Source organism: Panacagrimonas perspica (assembly GCF_004364935.1).
GTDB classification, from domain to species: Bacteria; Pseudomonadota; Gammaproteobacteria; order Nevskiales; family Nevskiaceae; genus Panacagrimonas; species Panacagrimonas perspica.
In genome coordinates, this window is the sequence record NZ_SOBT01000011.1 from 125349 (window position 1) to 141276 (window position 15928).

The window sequence follows — 15928 nt, forward strand, 5'->3', positions numbered from 1 at the left end:
GTCTATGATTTGCCCATGAACTCGAAGAAGACGCCGGTCCGCGCGATCCGCTCCCGCGAGCTTCCAGCCGCGGCGCGACGGGTGGCTGAAGAGGCCTGCGCCAAGGCAGGTGAGCGCCTGACCGCCGCGCGCACTCAAGCGTACGCCGAGCTGCTGGCGCAGACTCGACCGATTTCCGCTTACGAACTGCTCGCACTCATGGAGCAGAAGGAAGGCCGTAAGCTCGCGCCGCTCACCGCCTACCGACAACTGGACTTCCTTGTGCGCGTAGGGTTGGTGCACAAGCTGCCGTCGGCTCAAGCGTACGTGGCGTGCAAGCATCTGGACCACCCGCACGACAGCCTTTACTTGGTCTGCTCGTCTTGTGGGAAGGCCGACGAGCTGGAATCCGATAGCTTGGCTGATCTCCTCAGCAAGGCAGCGCGGAGCCGAGGCTTCAAGCCGGAGAAGCCCATCGTTGAGATTCCGGGGCTTTGCCAGACCTGCAAGCACTAGTGACGAACTAGTCAGGCGCTCCCGATGGTCGCAGCCCTCGGCCGCGAAAAGAAAGTCCACAACGTGTCTCTTTCTTCATCGCAAACGCTGAGGAATGACCGCTTGGGGCACGGATCCAATCGGTCGTTGCTCGCACCGTGAACTAGGCGTTCAAAGCGCCTGCTGGCTTCGCGAGATCCTCGGTTCCGATCGTCATGGTTTCGGTGGCGACGTGACGCGCGCGGGACGGTAGCGGCTCAGCTTCCCGCTTGCGAGCCAAGGCGCACGATCCCGTCGATCGAACGGTTGTAGGTCGCGATCAGTACCTGGCGGGCCTGTTCGTCGGAGACGCCTCGCGCGATCCAGTTGGCTCCCCAGCGGATTCTGCAACCGTCCTGTGCATCGTCCAGGTAAACGACCGCGTGGTAATGATCGACCGGCAGTGGCGACTCATTGATGATCGAATAGGACACCAGTCGATTCTCGACGAGCGCTTCGAGGCGCTCCTCGATCGTGCCCGGCTTCCCGGCGAGCCGGATCGTTCGGACGCTGCCGATTCCCGAGCCGCGCATCTCGACGGATTCGATGACGTCGGGCAGTCGGCGTTTGATGCCCCCGAAGTCCGCGAGTAGCGCGTAGACGCGACTCGGTGAGAGGGCGACGATTCTCTCGACGAGGACGTCGTAGGCCATCTGATACTCCTTCATCGCGATGAGCTTTGGTGGAAAAGGCTAATGCGCGCGATTCTAGGATCGTGGACGCTGTGCCTTCCATACTTCAGTCCCAACGTTCAGTCACCTCGGGGCTGTCGGAGTGCAGTGAAAAGGCGCCTGCATATCTACTACCGCGCCTTGCCCCGAGGGTCCGTCACGCATCGACCGGACCGCCCGGCCACCCAGGCGCCGCGGATCCAAGTCAGATCCGGCATCGCCGACGCTCTTTACGACGTGTGGATCGCGATGAAGACCGTGCCGAGCTTCAGGTCGGCGAGGCCGTCCAGGCTGGGACCGTTCGGATCGGGAAGGTCGCAGTTGTTCTTGATGGTGCAGGTGCGGAGCGAGGGCGCATCCGTCTGGACCGGGGCGAAACCGTCGAGGCTCGGCCCATTCTGATCCGGAAAGTCGCAGTTGCCCTTGCTGGGGCAGGTCCTGATCGATGGCGCCTTGCTGTCGTGGCCGACGCTGGTGTCGGCGAAGCCATCGAGACTCGGACCGTTCATGTCGTGCTGGCCGTGCTGTTTGACGCCAGCCGGGACCGGGACCACGAAGCCATCAAGGCTCGGGCCGTTCGGATCAGGGGGCTCGCAGTTGCCCTTGACGGTGCAGGTCCTGAGCGACAGCGGGCCGTCCGCAGTCGCAGCGAACGACGAGGTCGACACGAACGACAGCGCGATGGCAGAGACGGCGACGGCTGCCTGGAGTGCTTTGGTGAGGTTCATCGTGAATCTCCGGTGAGGTGTTTGGCCGAAGAGATCGTCCCTTCGATGGACGCTACTTTGCTCGCCTGAGCGCCGGACATCCTTCCCACGGATAAACAAGATTCAAACTTCGTTTACACCTTGAGATCCGAAGCGTCCGGGTCAGCAGCGTCGATTCGATCGGCGCTGCCCCTTGAGCTTCGGCCTCCACTGTGCGGGCCCGAGAGTCGGGGCGACTTCCGCGAGACGGGTGAGCACGCGTTGCAGTCCCTCTTCGTCCTTCGCTACGTCGGACCTCGGACGAAAGGCAATGCCGGCCGAGCGAACCAAGCTGCGAAAGCTATTTCGAGACCGGCTACTTGCATTGCCTGAATCACTGGCGCAGAACGTCTGACCACTGAAGCGAACGTTTGGGGCGGGACGCGCTGGCGACTCAAAGCACCCAGCGGCGCATGCCGCTGGGTAAGTCTTTCAGGAGCAGCGCGAACACTGCTCTTCGATTGCAAAAATGATGACGTTCAACAGGCTATATCGAGCTACTTGTCATCATCATCATCATCATCATCGTCGGCTTTAGCGACTTCGTCATCATCATCGAAAGTCGCGTCAGTATTAATCTTCGCTTGGCTATGGAAGTCGAAGGTCCATTTGATGGTTCGGCCGGGAAGATCTTCAGCGGATCGAAGATTATTCGTTGCGGCAAAGACCATGGACATCGCTCGCGTATTGGTCCCTGATTTCGCTCCTGATCGCGCGAAGCTTCTGTTGCAAGTCCATGGTCACTTAAGTTCGGACGCCGATAATTTTCAGACACTGCAACGCGCTCGACATCCCGCTGACCTTCGCCTCAAGTCTGCAAGCCTAAGTCTGTGGGCCGGACATCGGGAGTCGCGGATGCTGCCGGGGCATGAAGCGCCTCACGCTGCCGCGGTGATATTGACTGACGAAATCCTGGTCAGCGCCGGAGCGGGGCAGGCATCTCCATTGGATAGGCCAGGCGTCATCAGTGTCGTTTTTTGAAGCCGGGAAACGTCCCCTCCACTCGGTGGATTCTCGGCTTCCTGAAGGCACGACAGTATAGGAAGTTGCGTCATATGCAGCTATCGCACATCGATGAGGGTTTTGATATCAGGATCGGTCGCCCAAGCTGAATGACCGGCCCGTCACATATCGTCGAACGACATCTGGTCTCGGGTGCTCTCGAGAAATCTCGTGTAGCGACAGCTGATACTCGCGCATCTCCTCGAGGTCTCTCCTTGCCTTTGTCAGGGGTGAGCGCCCCAGCGAGTCTGCCGCGCCGTTGACTTGGCAAACGTAGCCCTCCTGGAGACAAAATTCATCTTGCTGTTGAGAGGGCATGAAGGAGAAAGAAGTGCCGCAGATTGTGCTGCCAGATGATGCTCGGCAGTTGTGCCGCTTCATCCGTCCGGCTGAACTCTAAACTCCCCGGTTGGGCAATGCCTGGGGCAAAGCTACGAGGTAGCCGAAGCGAACCGACCGATCGACTAGTGGAGAGACATGCCGAAAAAGCAGGTGCTGTAACTCAGCGCCCAGGTGCGACGGTTCGGTTGAGCGCTTTAAAGCCGCTATTTTTTAGGCCTTTGCAGCGAGGGCACTGTGATCTGCACGCTGGCCTAGAAAAAGTGGCGGAGAGGGAGGGATTCGAACCCCCGGTACGTTTGCACGTACGCCTGATTTCGAGTCAGGTACATTCAACCACTCTGCCACCTCTCCGCGGCCCGAGGTCTGTCGACTCGGCGGCTGTGCTAGCGTCCGCCAGCCCATGAACCGGACCGCATTCTAGAGGATGAGGGAGCTTGTCGCGAGGATTCCGTGGTGGCGGGTGGCGGGGCTGACCCTGGCGGCCACCGTCCTGCTGCTACTGTCCACCTGCTCGCCGCGCGTCACCACCATCGAACAGGTGCAGCAGCTCGGTGCCCTGCGCGTGGCGACGATCAACAGTCCCACGACGTACTACGAAGGCCCGGCCGGCCCCACCGGTTTCGAATATGAACTGGCCCTCGGGCTGGCGCAGAACCTGGGCGTCGAATTGGAGCTGGTGATCGTCGACAGTCCCGCGGCGGCGCTTCAGGCGGTTCAGACCGGGCGGGCCCAGATCGCGGCCGCAGGCATCTCGGTGACGCCGCTGCGCAGCCAGGCCCTGCGCTTCTCGCGGCCGGTGCTCACCGTCGTGCCCCAGCTGATCTATCGAAGGGGCAGTCCCCGGCCCTCGAAGCCGGCGGACATCACGGAAGGCCTGGTCGTGGCGCAGCAGAGCGCGGCCGCGGAGCATCTGGCCAAGCTCAAGGAGACGGCTCCGGAACTCACGTGGACGGAGACCGCCGACGCCGAGACAGAAGAGCTGCTGCTCCAGGTGGCCAACGGCGAGATTTCGTACACCGTGGCGCCGTCGGACGTCGTGGCCATCAACCAGCGCTACTACCCGCAGCTGCGCGTCGCCTTCGACGTCGCCGAGCGCCAGGACGTCGCCTGGGCGTTTGCGAATGGCGCTGACAACAGCCTGTACAACCTCGCCCAGCATTACCTCAGCGGCAAGAGCGAGGCGGACCTGGCGCGCCTGCGGGATCGGTATTTCGGGCACGTCGAGCAGGTGGACTACCTGGGCGCGGTCGCGCTGGCCACCCACGTGACGACGCGACTGCCCAAGTACCGCGCGATGTTCGAGCGCGCGGGCGAGAAGTTCGGCATGGACTGGCGGCTGATCGCGGCCATCGGCTACCAGGAGTCGCACTGGGATCCTTCTGCGGTCAGCCCCACCGGCGTGCGCGGCATCATGCAGCTCACCAGCGAGACGGCAAGATTCCTCGACGTCGCCAATCGGGAAGATCCGGCCCAGAGCATCAACGGGGGTGCGCGCTACATCCGCCGTCTCATCGACCTGATCCCGCCCGACGTCACGGACCCCGATCGCACCTGGCTGGCGCTGGCGGCGTACAACATGGGCTATGGACACCTGATCGACGTGCGTGAACTCGCGCGACAGCGCGGTGGCGATCCGACGCGCTGGGTCGACGTGCGCAACAACCTTCCGCTGCTGACGCAGGCGCGCTGGTATCAGAAGACCAAGCACGGCTATGCGCGCGGGCACGAGGCCAGGACTTACGTCGGCAACGTGCGCACCTACTACGACATGCTGGTGTACCTGTTCGGGGATCCGCCGCAGGCGCCGGTGCCAATCGAAACGCCGCCCGAGCACGCGCCGCCGCGGGAAGATCCGCTGAACATCCGCACGCCGGTGTTGTAGGGCGGGTTACGGCGCCGCGCGCCTGACCCATCCTGCGACGGCTGCGAGACCCTTCTGCAGTGCTTCAGTCGTCCCGGTCCGGTACCCCGGGAAACAGCACGTCCTGGAAGCCGAAACGGCTGAAGTCGCGTATGCGCATCGGATACAGGATGCCGTCGAGATGATCGCACTCGTGCTGCACGACGCGTGCATGAAAGCCGTCGACGGTTCGATCGATCGGCTGTCCTTTCGCATCCACGCCGGTGTAGCGCAGCCTGCGAAAGCGCGGCACGACGCCGCGCAGGCCGGGCACCGACAGGCAACCTTCCCAACCGTCCTCCAGTTCGTCGGACAGCGGCGTGAGCACCGGATTGATCAGTACCGTCTCGGGCACCGACGGCGCATCCGGATAGCGGGGGCTGGATCCGAAGCCGAAGATCACGACGCGAAGATCCACGCCGATCTGCGGGGCCGCCAGGCCCGCGCCATCGAGCGAGCGCATCGTCTCGAACATGTCGGCGATCAGCGTGTGCAGCTCGCGCGTGTCGAAGCGGTCCACCTCGCGCGAACGGCGCAGCAGGCGCTCGTCGCCCATCCGCAGCACGTCGCGGATCATGGCTTGGGCGGCGGTGCGTCCGGCAGGCGCAAGCGCTCCACGATCTGTCCGCCGACGACATGGCGGTCGATGATCTCGTCGATGTCAGCCTTGTCGCGAAAGGTGTACCAGACACCCTGCGGATAGATCGCGAGGCAGGGGCCTTCCTCGCAGCGCTCCATGCAGCCGGCCTGGTTCACGCGAACCTTGCCCGGTGCGTTGAGCCGCAGCTGCGCGATGCGCGCCTTGGCATGGTCGCGCGCCTGCGTGGCGCCCTTGTCGTTGCAACAGGTCCGCGCGCCGGGAGGGCGCTGGTTGTTGCAGAAGAAGAGGTGGTGTTCGTAGTAGCTCATGCGCCTATTCTGGGGCGCTGTCGCCGGACCGCAAGTGACCGTAGCCCGGGCGAAGCCCGGGGTTGCGCTCCGTATGCGAGGGGAGTCCCGGGCTTCGCCCGGCTACGAGCTACTTCTGCCCGAACGCGTACGACAGGTTCACGGCCGTGAACGTGTCGGTCTTCTTGGTCTCCGGCGGCACGTTCGAATTGTTGCGTGCGGTGAACGAGATCGACGCGAACAGGTTGCCCACCACCGACATCTTCAGCTCGCTGACGGCCTCGGAGAAGGTATTGCTGTTGCCGTACTCGACCTTCAGCGACTGGGCGAAGGCACTGGTGTCCGAAATCTTCCAGAGGTATTTGCCGCCGGCGCGGCCGATGGCCTCGCGCTCCTTGTCGCCGGTTTCCTGCTCCTCGGTCTGGCGCCAGCCGGCGCCGATTTCGGCATCCAGCGTATGGATCGGGCCGGTGAGCAGATGGCGGCCATAGCCGACCGTCTCGGCCGTGCGTTCACGAAATCCGCCGAACAGATCCTTTTCCCAGTCCACCGCGCCGAACATGTAGTCGCGCTCGGTGAAGTGATAGTCGAGCTTGTCGCCCACGGTGTAGCGCTCGGCGGAGCGTCCGTCCTCGTCGCCGTTGTTGATGGCTGTTGCGCTGAAGCTGTTCTTCCACGTCTCGGACTTCCAGTCCAGACGGAATTTGCCGTTGAAGGACTCGGTTTCCGAATTGCCGCTCGTGGTCAGGAGTCCTGCGCCTGCCTCGCCTTTCCATTCGCTGTGAGCCATCGCGGGCACGCTCATCAGCGCGGCAAAAGCGGTACGTCGAAGCATCATCGGTCTCCTTGGGTGCCGCTCCGGGAGCGGAGAGGCGGTGGGCGTGGCCGGTCGAGCGTCATGGATATTCGACGTTGCTGTACGAAACCTGACCGACGCCGCCGCGAGCGGCACGCAGGCGCTGCCGGCGTGCGGCAGGGTGCCTCGCAATCGGCCGTCGATACGAGCGTCCCCCGCGAGGGAATCCGCGATGATAGGCGCCATGTCCGCGCCCGCATTCGCCTTGCATGACGCCCGGCTGCTCGCCGACGCCGACCTGTGCGTGAAGTGCGGGCTGTGCCTGCCGCACTGCCCGACGTATCGCGATTCGCAGCACGAGGGCGATTCGCCACGCGGGCGGATCATGCTGGTGCAAGGCCTCGTCACCGGCCTGATCGAGGCGAGTCCGCGCATGGAGTCGCATCTCGACGGCTGCCTTTCCTGCGGGCGATGCGAGGACGTCTGTCCGGCACGCGTGCCGTATTCGCACATCCTCGATGCGGGCCGGGCGCGGCTCGCCGAGCGTCGTCCGGCGCGAACGCGCCTCACGCGCCTGCTCGGTGCGATGCTGGTGTCGGGTGGCGGTCGCGCCGTGCTGCGCGTTGCGTGGGCGCTGTACCGCGTGTCGGGTCTGCAGGCGCTGATGCGTCGCGCCGGGGTGCTCGGTCGCGGCCGGCTCGCGCGCCTGGAATCGATGGTGCCGGCCTCGTCAGTCTTGGCCCGCCTGCCGACGAGTTCGCCGCCGTCGGTGCGGGTGGCGTCGGACCTGCGCGAATCGATCAGCGTGTTTCGTGGATGCGCGTCGGACCTGTTCGAACGCGACGCGATTGGAGCCGTCGAGCGCCTGCTGGCGGCCGCCGGCTACGCGGTGCAGCCGGCGGCCGGCCAGGGCTGCTGTGGCGCGCTGCATCAGCACGCGGGTCTGCCGGTGCAGGCCAGCACCTGCGCGCAAAAGAACATCGCTGCCTTCGCGTGCAGTGAGCGCGTCGCGAGCCTGACGACGGGGTGCGCTGCGACCCTGAAGGACTACGCGCATCTCGCACCGCAGGGCGGCGCCGCATTCGCCGCGCGCGTGAAGGAATATTCAGACTGGCTGCTGCCCCGCGCCGACCGCCTGCAGTTCGCGCCGCTGCACAAGCGCGCTGCGCTGCACACGCCGTGCACGGCCGCGAGTGCGATGAAATCCGATGCGGGACTGCGCGCGCTGCTCGCGCGCATTCCGGGTCTCGAAGTGGTGGAACTGGATCGGGGATTCGGTTGCTGCGGCGCCGCCGGTAGTCACTTCGTGACGCATCCGGACGAGTCGGATCGGCTGCTGACGCCCAAGCTGGCGTCGATCGCCCGGGTGGCGCCGGACTTCATCATCAGCGGCAACGTGGGTTGCTCGCTGCACATCGCCGGCGGACTTACTCGGCAGGCGTCGTCGGTGCCGCATCCGGAGCAGCGGTCGTCGAGTCCAGTGTCTGCGGAGCAGGCGTCGGCCCCTCCGGCGTCGATGACGTCGCGGGTGCCACCGGTGCTGCATCCGGCGCAACTGCTGGCGCAGCAGCTTCTGGTTCTTCCACCGCACGCGCCGTCGCCGCCTCGATCCTGAGCAGCAGCATCTCGGCCATCTCGTCTTCGAGGAATTCGCGCAGCCGCTCGGCTTCCTGTTCCTTGGGCAACACCTGCTGTGCGTTGAAGCTGTAGTCGCGCCGCGCCTCCATCTGCGACGGCGGAATCCAGACGTGCTGTCCGGTCCGGACCTCGTAGCGCACGCGCAGGATCAGCTCGTATTCCAGCGCCTTGCCGTCGGAGCCCACCGACAGCACTTCGCGCGACTCCCGCAGATCGGACAGGCGGATCACGGTGACGCTGTCGTCACCCTTGATCTTCTTGACTACCTGGGCGCCGCGCTGCGTCAGACGGTCACGCAGCGAGGTCTCGACCGGCGGTTCCGACACGCGATACGGCGCGACCAGGTCGATGCGCACGCGCTTGAGCGGGTCGGGCAGCGGCCGCGTGCCGGCCGCGTGGAAACCGCAGGCGGCCAGCAGCGCACCCAGGCCGAGCAGCGTGAACGCTCGCAGGGTCCGCTTCATACGACGATGTTCACGAGCTTGCCGGGAACGACGATCTTCTTCTTCGGAGCGGCATCGCCGATGAACTTGCGTACGTTCTCGTCGGCCAGCGCGATGGCGATGATCTCGTCCTGCGTCGCGATGCGCGCAACCTCGATGTGTCCGCGCAGTTTTCCGTTGACCTGCACGACCAGCGCGATCACGTCCTTCACGCGCGCCGTGTCGTCGGCCACCGGGAAGCGGGCATCGAGTGCATCGGACCGGCCGGTGAGCGCCTGCCACAGCGCATGCGTGGCATGCGGGACGATCGGGTTGAGCACCAGCACGATGCTCTCCCAGATTTCCTGGAGCACGGCGCGCCCCTGCGGCGAGCCATCCTCGAATTTCGCGACCGTGTTCATCAGTTCCATCACCGCGGCGATGGCGGTGTTGTACTGCTTGCGGCGGCCATAGTCGTCGCCGATCTTGGCCAGCGTGTCGTGCAGGGCCGCGCGCATCGTCTTCTGCGCGGGCGTCAGCACGCCGATATCGAGCGCAGTGGCAGGGCCCTGCGCAACGTGCGTGTGAACGCCGCGCCAGAGACGACGCATGAAGCGTGCGGCGCCCTCCACACCCGAATCGTTCCATTCGAGCGACGCGTCGGGCGGCGACGCGAACATCGCGAACAGTCGCACGGTGTCGGCGCCGTAGCGGTCGATCAGCACCTGCGGATCGATGCCGTTGTTCTTCGACTTCGACATCTTCTCGACGCCGCCGATCTGCACCGGCGAGCCGTCGGTGGCGAGTTTCGCGGACAGCGGATGACCCTTGGCATCGTGCTCGATGAGCACGTCGGCGGGATTGATCCAGGTCTTCTTGCCGTCTTTCTCGGTGAAGTAGGTCTCTTTCACGACCATGCCCTGCGTCAGCAGGTTGGTCGCGGGCTCGTCGCCCTTCACGAAGCCCTCGTCGCGCATCAGCTTGTGGAAGAAGCGGAAGTACAGCAGGTGCAGGATCGCGTGCTCGATGCCGCCGATGTACTGGTCCACCGGCAGCCAGTAGTTCGCGCGCTCGTCGACCAGTTCCTGCGCACCCGGCGACGTGAAGCGCGCCGAGTACCAGCTGGATTCGAAGAAGGTGTCGAAGGTGTCGGTCTCGCGCTCCGCCGGGCCGCCGCAGTTGGGGCACGTCGTCTTGCGCCAATTCGGGTCGGCCTTGATCGGCGACTTCACCCCGGTGAACTCGACGTCTTCGGGCAGCACCACCGGCAACTGATCCTCGGGCACCGGCTGCGCATCGCACTTGGCGCAGTAGATCACCGGGATCGGGCAGCCCCAGTAGCGCTGGCGCGAGACGCCCCAGTCGCGCAGGCGGAAATTCACGCGGCGCTTGCCGGTGCCGTCCTTCTCGAAGCGCTGCACGAGCGCATCGAACGCCTGCTTGTAGTTCAGGCCGTCGAGCGCGCCCGAATTCACGATCCGCATCTGCGGATGCAGCTTGTCGGCGTACCAGTCCTGCCAGCGCGTGAGGTCGTAGGTCTCGCCCTCGATGGCGACGACCTGCTGGATCGGCAGGCCGTACTTGAGCGCGAACGCGAAGTCGCGCTCGTCGTGACCGGGGACGGCCATGACCGCGCCGCTGCCGTAGCCCATCAGTACGAAGTTCGCCGCCCAGACCGGCACCTTGGCGCCGGTGATCGGATGGATCGCGTCGATGCCCAGCGGCATCCCGCGCTTCTCCATCGTCTCCATCTCGGCTTCGGCGACGCCGCTGCGTCCGGCGTCCTTGAGGAAGGCGGCGAGTTCGGGATTGTTCGCCGCCGCGGCCAGCGCGAGCGGATGCTCGGCCGCGACCGCCGCGTACGTGACGCCCATGATGGTGTCGGGACGCGTCGTGTAGACGATCAGCGGATCGTGTCCTTCGATGGCGAACTGGAACTCGAGGCCTTCCGAGCGGCCGATCCAGTTGCGCTGCATCGTCTTGACCGAATCCGGCCAGCCCGGAAGCTGGTCGAGTCCGTCGAGCAGTTCCTGTGCGTAGGCGGTGATCTTCAGGAACCACTGCGGGATCTCGCGGCGCTCGACGACGGCGCCGGAGCGCCAGCCGCGGCCTTCGACGACCTGCTCGTTGGCCAGCACGGTCTGATCGATCGGGTCCCAGTTCACGACCGCGTTCTTGCGGTAGACCAGGCCCTTCTTCATCAGCCGCGTGAACAGCAGCTGTTCCCAGCGGTAGTAGTCCGGGCGGCAGGTCTGCACCTCGCGCGTCCAGTCGTAACCGAAGCCCAGCGCATCGAGCTGCTGCTTCATGTACTCGATGTTGGCGTACGTCCACTTGGCCGGCGCCGTGTTGTTGGCGATGGCCGCGTTCTCGGCCGGCAGGCCGAAGGCGTCGAAGCCCATCGGCTGCAGCACGTTCTTGCCCAGCATGCGCTGGTAGCGGCTCATCACGTCGCCGATCGTGTAGTTGCGCACGTGCCCCATGTGCAGCTTGCCGCTGGGGTACGGGAACATCGACAGGCAGTAGTACTTCTCGCGCGACGGGTCTTCCGTGACCTCGAAGGCGCGGGCGGAATGCCAGAAATCCTGGGCGGCGCGCTCGACGGCGCGCGGTTCGTAGTCTTGGTTCACGGGTGCGGAAACGAGTGTCGAGGTGCGAACGCGGTGCGCACGCAGCGCGCAAGTCTACCCTGCGAGGGAGGGGCCTTCCCGTCGTACGGTCCACCCCGGGCGGCCGGGTGGTCCATCGGGACCGCGCCGAACTATGTCAGGCTCCTCCGGGAGCGGGTACCCGAAGGGACGTCTCGAATATCGGGCCGCGGGTTACCTTGCCTTCGTCCGTTGGATTGCCGGGACACACAGGGATGAAATTCGATCTCGCCGCCTGGGGCGCCGAGCTGACGCCGGATCGGCATGCCGTCTGGTTCAACGGGCGCTGGTACACCTATCGCGACCTCAACGAGCGTGCCACGCGGCTGGCCAATACGCTGGCGGCGACCGGCATCGGGTTCGGGGCCCGGGTGGGCATCCTGTCGGCCAACGATCTGGCCCATTTCGACCTGCTGTTCGCGGCGCCCAAGCTGGGTTTCATCTTCGTGCCGTTCAACGTGCACGAGACCGCCTCCGGGCTGCGCGAGCAGGCCCTGACGGTGCGCCCGGACCTCGTCTTCTGCGAGGCGCGCTATGCCGAACTGGCGGCGCAGGCCTTCGACTGCCCGCGGATCGCCCTGGCGCAGTACCGCGCCTGGCTCGGCAATTCGAGCCGCCAGCACATCCCGATGCCCGAGCTGTCGCCGGAAAGCATCCAGATGATCCTTTTCACGAGCGGCAATACCGGCCGTCCGAAGGCCGTGATGCTGCCCTACCGGCAGACGCTGGCGAACGCGCAGTGCACCGCGATGAGCTGGGGCCTGGGCCCCGAGGACTGCACGGTCCACGCCGTTCCCTGCTTCCACGCCGGGGTCAACGTGCTGGCGACGCCGCTGCTGACGCTGGGCGGCAGCGTCGTGCTGATGAGCGCCTTCGATCCGGGCGAGTTCCTGCGGCTGACGGAGCGGCTCGAGGCCACCGTGATGTCCCTGACGCCGACGATGTACCAGCGCCTGATCGAAAGCCCGGCGTTCGCCACGACCGACCTCGGGCGCGTGCGCTGGGCGATGTCGAGCGGCGGCCCCTGTCCGCCCCCGATCGCCCGCGCGATGCTCGAACGCGGCGTCGTGTTCATGCAGGGCTACGGCATGACCGAGGCAGGCCCGAACTGCTTCAGCATCCCGCCGGAAGACGCGGCGCGGCATCCCGATTCGATCGGCAGTCCGATGCCACACGTGGACGTCCGGATCCGTCGGCAGGACGGTGAGATCTGCGCGGCCAACGAAGTGGGCGAATTGACGATCACCGGCGAAGGCCTGTGTTCCGGGTACCTGGGGCGCGACGACGACTGGAGCGCAGTCTGCCGTGAGGGCTGGTTCTGGACCGGCGATCTCGCCGAGCAGGACGCCGAAGGCCTGTATTTCATCCGTGGACGTCGCCGTGACGCCTACGTATCCGGCGGGCAGAACGTCTATCCGGCCGAAGTGGAAGCCGCCCTCGTCCAGTGCGCGGGGGTGGCGGAGTGCGCGGTCCTGAGCATTCCGGACACGCGCTGGGGTGAGACGGGTCTGGCTGCGATCGTCATGGACGCGGGCGTGATCGGCAAACCGGATCAGCTACGCGCCGAACTGCGAAATCTGCTCGCCGCCCACAAGATCCCCTCGGTCATGCTGTTCGTGGACATGCTGCCGCGAACGGGCTCGGGCAAGGTCGATCGGGTCGCGTTGCGCAGCATGCTCGAGGAAGAGAGCACTTAGCGAGCGCTGCTGGCTCTGGTTTTTGGCGAGGTTTCCTCGCTCTCTGGAGATGTCTCACCACGAGAAGCCGTGGTGAGACATCTCACGGGGCCGGCATCCGCCCTCGTCGCGTACTACGCCGATCGGCTAGTCGCGACGCCCGTACCGGCGGTCGTGATCATCGCGCCATCGGCGGTCGTGGCCACGGGGGCCGTGATCATGGTGGTGGTCATGGTCGTGACCGCGGTAGTGCCGGTGACGGCCGTTGTCGCGGTAGTAGTAATAGTTGTTGTAGACCGGCCTGCGGTCGTAGTGCCGGTAGTCCGGCCGGCGATCGTAGTAGTGGTACACCGGTCGCGGCGCGCTGTAGTAGCGATCGCGATAGTACGGTCGCCCCGCGTCGTAATAGACGACGTCCGGAGCGCCCACGCCGACATACACGTCGACACCCGCCGCAGCCGAACCGGCGAAGCCGGCCAGTCCCAGCGCAACCGCGCCGGCCCACATGAATCTGTTGATCGTGTTCATCGCATCGTCCTCCTCCTGAGAGTGGATGCGATGCTGGAGTTCGGCCCATGAATCGGCCGTTAACTGAACTGAACGGATCGAAGGCGCTGCACGCCGTCCGCTACATCCGTAGCCCGGGTGAAACCCGGGGTTCCCCTCGAACATGGAGCGCAGGCCCGGGTTTCACCCGGGCTGCTCCAATGTCAGTCAGCGCGATCGGCGCGCTTGCGATCGCTTTCCTTCAGGAACTTCTTGCGCACGCGGATCGCGGCGGGCGTCAGCTCGACGAGCTCGTCGTCGTTGATGAATTCCAGCGCCTGCTCGAGCGAGAACTTCACCGGCGGGATCAGCAGCACGTTCTCGTCCGAACCCGAAGCACGCATGTTCGTCAGCTTCTTGCCACGCAGCGCGTTGACGACGAGGTCGTTGTCGCGCGAGTGGATGCCCACGATCTGGCCCTCGTAGATGGCCTGGCCGGGGTCGAGCATCATCTTGCCGCGTTCCTGCAGGTTGAAGATCGCGTACGCCGGGGCTTCGCCCTGGTCGTTCGAGATCATCACGCCGTTGTGGCGCTGGCCGATCTCGGTGTTCTCCGCCTTCGGACCGAAGTGGTCGAAGTTGTGGAACAGCAGGCCGGTGCCCGAGGTCATCGACATGAACTCGGTCTGGAAGCCGATCAGGCCGCGCGACGGGATCATGTAGGAGAGGCGCACGCGGCCACGGCCGTCGGGAACCATGTCGAGCATCTTGCCGCCACGACCGGCGAGGCCCTGGATCGTGCCGCCCTGGTGCTTGTCCTCGACGTCGGCGACCAGCGATTCGTACGGCTCGCAGACGACGCCGTCGATCTCCTTGAGGATGACCTGCGGACGCGCCACCGCGATCTCGTAACCCTCGCGGCGCATGTTCTCGAGCAGGATGCCCAGGTGCAGCAGGCCACGACCGGACACGCGCAGCTGGTCGGGCGCCTCGCCCGGTTCCACGCGCAGCGCCACGTTGGTCTTGAGCTCGCGCTGCAGGCGTTCGGCGATCTGGCGGCTGGTGACGAACTTGCCTTCCTTGCCGGCGAACGGTGACTTGTTGACCTCGAACATCATGCTCATGGTCGGCTCGTCGACCTGGAGCGTGGCCAGCTGTTCGGGATTCTTCGGATCGCAGATGGTCTCGGAGATGCCGAGCTCGTCGATACCGGTGACCGCGACGATATCGCCGGCCATCGCCTCGGTGACCTCGACCTTGTCCAGGCCCATGAAGCCCAGCACCTGCAGCACCTTGCCCATGCGGACCTTGCCGTCACGATTGACGACCGAGACCTGCGAGTTCGGCTTGATGCTGCCGCGCTTGATGCGGCCGGTGCCGATGACGCCCACATAGCTGGAGTAGGCCAGCGAGGTGACCTGCATCTGGAACGGACCGTCCACTTCGACGCCCGGCGCCGGCACCTTGTCGACGATGGCCCGGAACAGCGGGTCCATGTTGCCTTCGCGGATGTCGGGGCTATCGCCGGCGTAGCCCATCAGGCCGCTGGCGTAGATGAACGGGAAGTCGAGCTGCTTGTCGTTGGCGCCGAGCTTGTCGAACAGGTCGAACACCTGGTCCACGACCCAGTCGGCACGCGCTCCGTGACGGTCGATCTTGTTCAGCACGACGATGGGGTTCAGGCCCATCGCGAAGGCCTTCTGCGTCACGAAACGGGTCTGCGGCATCGGGCCGTCGACCGAGTCGACCAGCAGCAGCACCGAGTCGACCATCGAGAGCACGCGCTCGACTTCGCCACCGAAGTCGGCGTGGCCGGGGGTGTCGACGATGTTGATGCGGTAGGTGATGTCGGTGCGCTTGTCGAGCCAGCGCAGCGCGGTGTTCTTCGCGAGGATCGTAATGCCACGCTCACGTTCCAGGTCGTTGGAATCCATGATGCGTTCGCCCAGTTCCTCACGCTTGTCGAGCGTGCCGGATTGGCGGAGAAGCTTGTCGACGAGGGTCGTTTTGCCGTGGTCGACGTGGGCGATGATGGCGATATTGCGAAGGTTTTGGATCATAAAAAGTACGGGGCAGCCCGTGGGCTGCCCCGGTTGAAGGTATTCAAACGGTCGCGGAGTCTACGCGGCTTCGGGTGAAAATTCAGCGTCCGGCGCTGCAAATCGGCGGTTTAGCCCGTCCGCGACCTCCTTGGGGAAGC

13 protein-coding genes, 1 tRNA gene and 1 pseudogene are annotated in these 15928 nt (G+C 65.2%); 4 read left to right on the plus strand and 11 right to left on the minus strand.

All coding sequences use genetic code 11. The annotated features are described in order from the left end of the window. The first annotated feature begins 15 nt into the window (after positions 1-15). The gene (locus tag DFR24_RS20110) at positions 16-495 is read left to right on the plus strand and encodes a Fur family transcriptional regulator (RefSeq protein ID WP_133883243.1); all 480 of its coding nucleotides are present in this window, start codon (positions 16-18) and stop codon (positions 493-495) included. 236 nt (positions 496-731) lie between these two features. Here DFR24_RS20110 and DFR24_RS20115 read toward each other — a convergent pair whose 3' ends face one another. The 4 genes from DFR24_RS20115 to DFR24_RS20130 form a co-directional block, all read right to left on the minus strand. Continuing rightward, complete coding sequence (locus tag DFR24_RS20115) at positions 732-1166, minus strand: SRPBCC family protein (RefSeq protein ID WP_162851338.1); 435 nt, start codon at positions 1164-1166, stop codon at positions 732-734. A gap of 248 nt (positions 1167-1414) precedes the next feature. After that, positions 1415-1912, minus strand: coding sequence for a hypothetical protein (locus DFR24_RS20120; RefSeq protein WP_133883245.1), 498 nt, complete (start codon positions 1910-1912; stop codon positions 1415-1417). 515 nt (positions 1913-2427) lie between these two features. Beyond that, positions 2428-2607 (minus strand): hypothetical protein, encoded by a 180-nt coding sequence (locus DFR24_RS20125; RefSeq protein WP_133883246.1) that lies wholly within the window; start codon positions 2605-2607, stop codon positions 2428-2430. Between the two features lie 928 nt (positions 2608-3535). After that, positions 3536-3625: transfer RNA gene (locus DFR24_RS20130), tRNA-Ser, on the minus strand. Positions 3626-3698: 73 nt separating this feature from the next. Here DFR24_RS20130 and mltF point away from each other — a divergent pair. Then, positions 3699-5156: a membrane-bound lytic murein transglycosylase MltF gene (gene mltF, locus DFR24_RS20135; protein ID WP_133883247.1), complete on the plus strand. Its 1458-nt coding sequence runs from the start codon at positions 3699-3701 to the stop codon at positions 5154-5156. 64 nt (positions 5157-5220) lie between these two features. Here mltF and def read toward each other — a convergent pair whose 3' ends face one another. The 3 genes from def to DFR24_RS20150 form a co-directional block, all read right to left on the minus strand. Further along, a complete protein-coding gene (gene def, locus DFR24_RS20140) occupies positions 5221-5751 on the minus strand; it encodes a peptide deformylase (RefSeq protein ID WP_133883248.1) in 531 nt (176 codons plus the stop codon). Next, on the minus strand, positions 5748-6083 hold the full coding sequence (locus tag DFR24_RS20145; RefSeq protein ID WP_133883249.1) for a (2Fe-2S) ferredoxin domain-containing protein: 336 nt from the start codon (positions 6081-6083) through the stop codon (positions 5748-5750). Before DFR24_RS20145 ends, def begins: the two co-directional genes overlap by 4 nt. 109 nt (positions 6084-6192) lie before the next feature. Then, complete coding sequence (locus tag DFR24_RS20150) at positions 6193-6897, minus strand: DUF481 domain-containing protein (protein WP_246051731.1); 705 nt, start codon at positions 6895-6897, stop codon at positions 6193-6195. A 205-nt stretch (positions 6898-7102) separates the two neighbouring features. Between DFR24_RS20150 and DFR24_RS20155 the strand changes: the two genes are divergently transcribed. Further along, a complete protein-coding gene (locus DFR24_RS20155) occupies positions 7103-8473 on the plus strand; it encodes a (Fe-S)-binding protein (protein WP_162851339.1) in 1371 nt (456 codons plus the stop codon). Positions 8474-8525: 52 nt separating this feature from the next. Here the strand turns inward: DFR24_RS20155 and DFR24_RS25025 are convergent. Both DFR24_RS25025 and leuS read right to left on the minus strand, forming a co-directional pair. Beyond that, a pseudogene (locus DFR24_RS25025) lies at positions 8526-8960 on the minus strand (LPS-assembly lipoprotein LptE); the annotation flags it as partial. Continuing rightward, the gene (gene leuS / locus DFR24_RS20165) at positions 8957-11548 is read right to left on the minus strand and encodes a leucine--tRNA ligase (protein WP_133883253.1); all 2592 of its coding nucleotides are present in this window, start codon (positions 11546-11548) and stop codon (positions 8957-8959) included. The pseudogene DFR24_RS25025 and the gene leuS, both read right to left, overlap by 4 nt. Before the next feature lie 233 nt (positions 11549-11781). On the opposite strand from leuS, the gene DFR24_RS20170 reads away from it, so the two are divergent. Next, on the plus strand, positions 11782-13263 hold the full coding sequence (locus DFR24_RS20170) for a class I adenylate-forming enzyme family protein (RefSeq protein ID WP_133883254.1): 1482 nt from the start codon (positions 11782-11784) through the stop codon (positions 13261-13263). A gap of 126 nt (positions 13264-13389) precedes the next feature. Here the strand turns inward: DFR24_RS20170 and DFR24_RS24535 are convergent, their stop codons facing one another. Next, a complete protein-coding gene (locus tag DFR24_RS24535; protein WP_162851340.1) occupies positions 13390-13770 on the minus strand; it encodes a hypothetical protein in 381 nt (126 codons plus the stop codon). A 182-nt stretch (positions 13771-13952) separates the two neighbouring features. Beyond that, a complete protein-coding gene (typA, locus tag DFR24_RS20180; RefSeq protein ID WP_133883256.1) occupies positions 13953-15788 on the minus strand; it encodes a translational GTPase TypA in 1836 nt (611 codons plus the stop codon). Positions 15789-15928 lie beyond the last annotated feature (140 nt).

What these genes read in the sequence shown, in the direction of transcription:
- DFR24_RS20110 (WP_133883243.1), top strand. Translation starts at nt 16, where the DNA reads ATGAACTCGAAGAAGACGCCGGTCCGCGCGATCCGCTCCCGCGAGCTT.
- DFR24_RS20115 (WP_162851338.1), bottom strand. Translation starts at nt 1,166, where the DNA reads ATGGCCTACGACGTCCTCGTCGAGAGAATCGTCGCCCTCTCACCGAGT.
- DFR24_RS20120 (WP_133883245.1), bottom strand. Translation starts at nt 1,912, where the DNA reads ATGAACCTCACCAAAGCACTCCAGGCAGCCGTCGCCGTCTCTGCCATC.
- DFR24_RS20125 (WP_133883246.1), bottom strand. Translation starts at nt 2,607, where the DNA reads ATGTCCATGGTCTTTGCCGCAACGAATAATCTTCGATCCGCTGAAGAT.
- mltF (WP_133883247.1), top strand. Translation starts at nt 3,699, where the DNA reads ATGAGGGAGCTTGTCGCGAGGATTCCGTGGTGGCGGGTGGCGGGGCTG.
- def (WP_133883248.1), bottom strand. Translation starts at nt 5,751, where the DNA reads ATGATCCGCGACGTGCTGCGGATGGGCGACGAGCGCCTGCTGCGCCGT.
- DFR24_RS20145 (WP_133883249.1), bottom strand. Translation starts at nt 6,083, where the DNA reads ATGAGCTACTACGAACACCACCTCTTCTTCTGCAACAACCAGCGCCCT.
- DFR24_RS20150 (WP_246051731.1), bottom strand. Translation starts at nt 6,897, where the DNA reads ATGCTTCGACGTACCGCTTTTGCCGCGCTGATGAGCGTGCCCGCGATG.
- DFR24_RS20155 (WP_162851339.1), top strand. Translation starts at nt 7,103, where the DNA reads ATGTCCGCGCCCGCATTCGCCTTGCATGACGCCCGGCTGCTCGCCGAC.
- DFR24_RS20170 (WP_133883254.1), top strand. Translation starts at nt 11,782, where the DNA reads ATGAAATTCGATCTCGCCGCCTGGGGCGCCGAGCTGACGCCGGATCGG.
- DFR24_RS24535 (WP_162851340.1), bottom strand. Translation starts at nt 13,770, where the DNA reads ATGAACACGATCAACAGATTCATGTGGGCCGGCGCGGTTGCGCTGGGA.
- typA (WP_133883256.1), bottom strand. Translation starts at nt 15,788, where the DNA reads ATGATCCAAAACCTTCGCAATATCGCCATCATCGCCCACGTCGACCAC.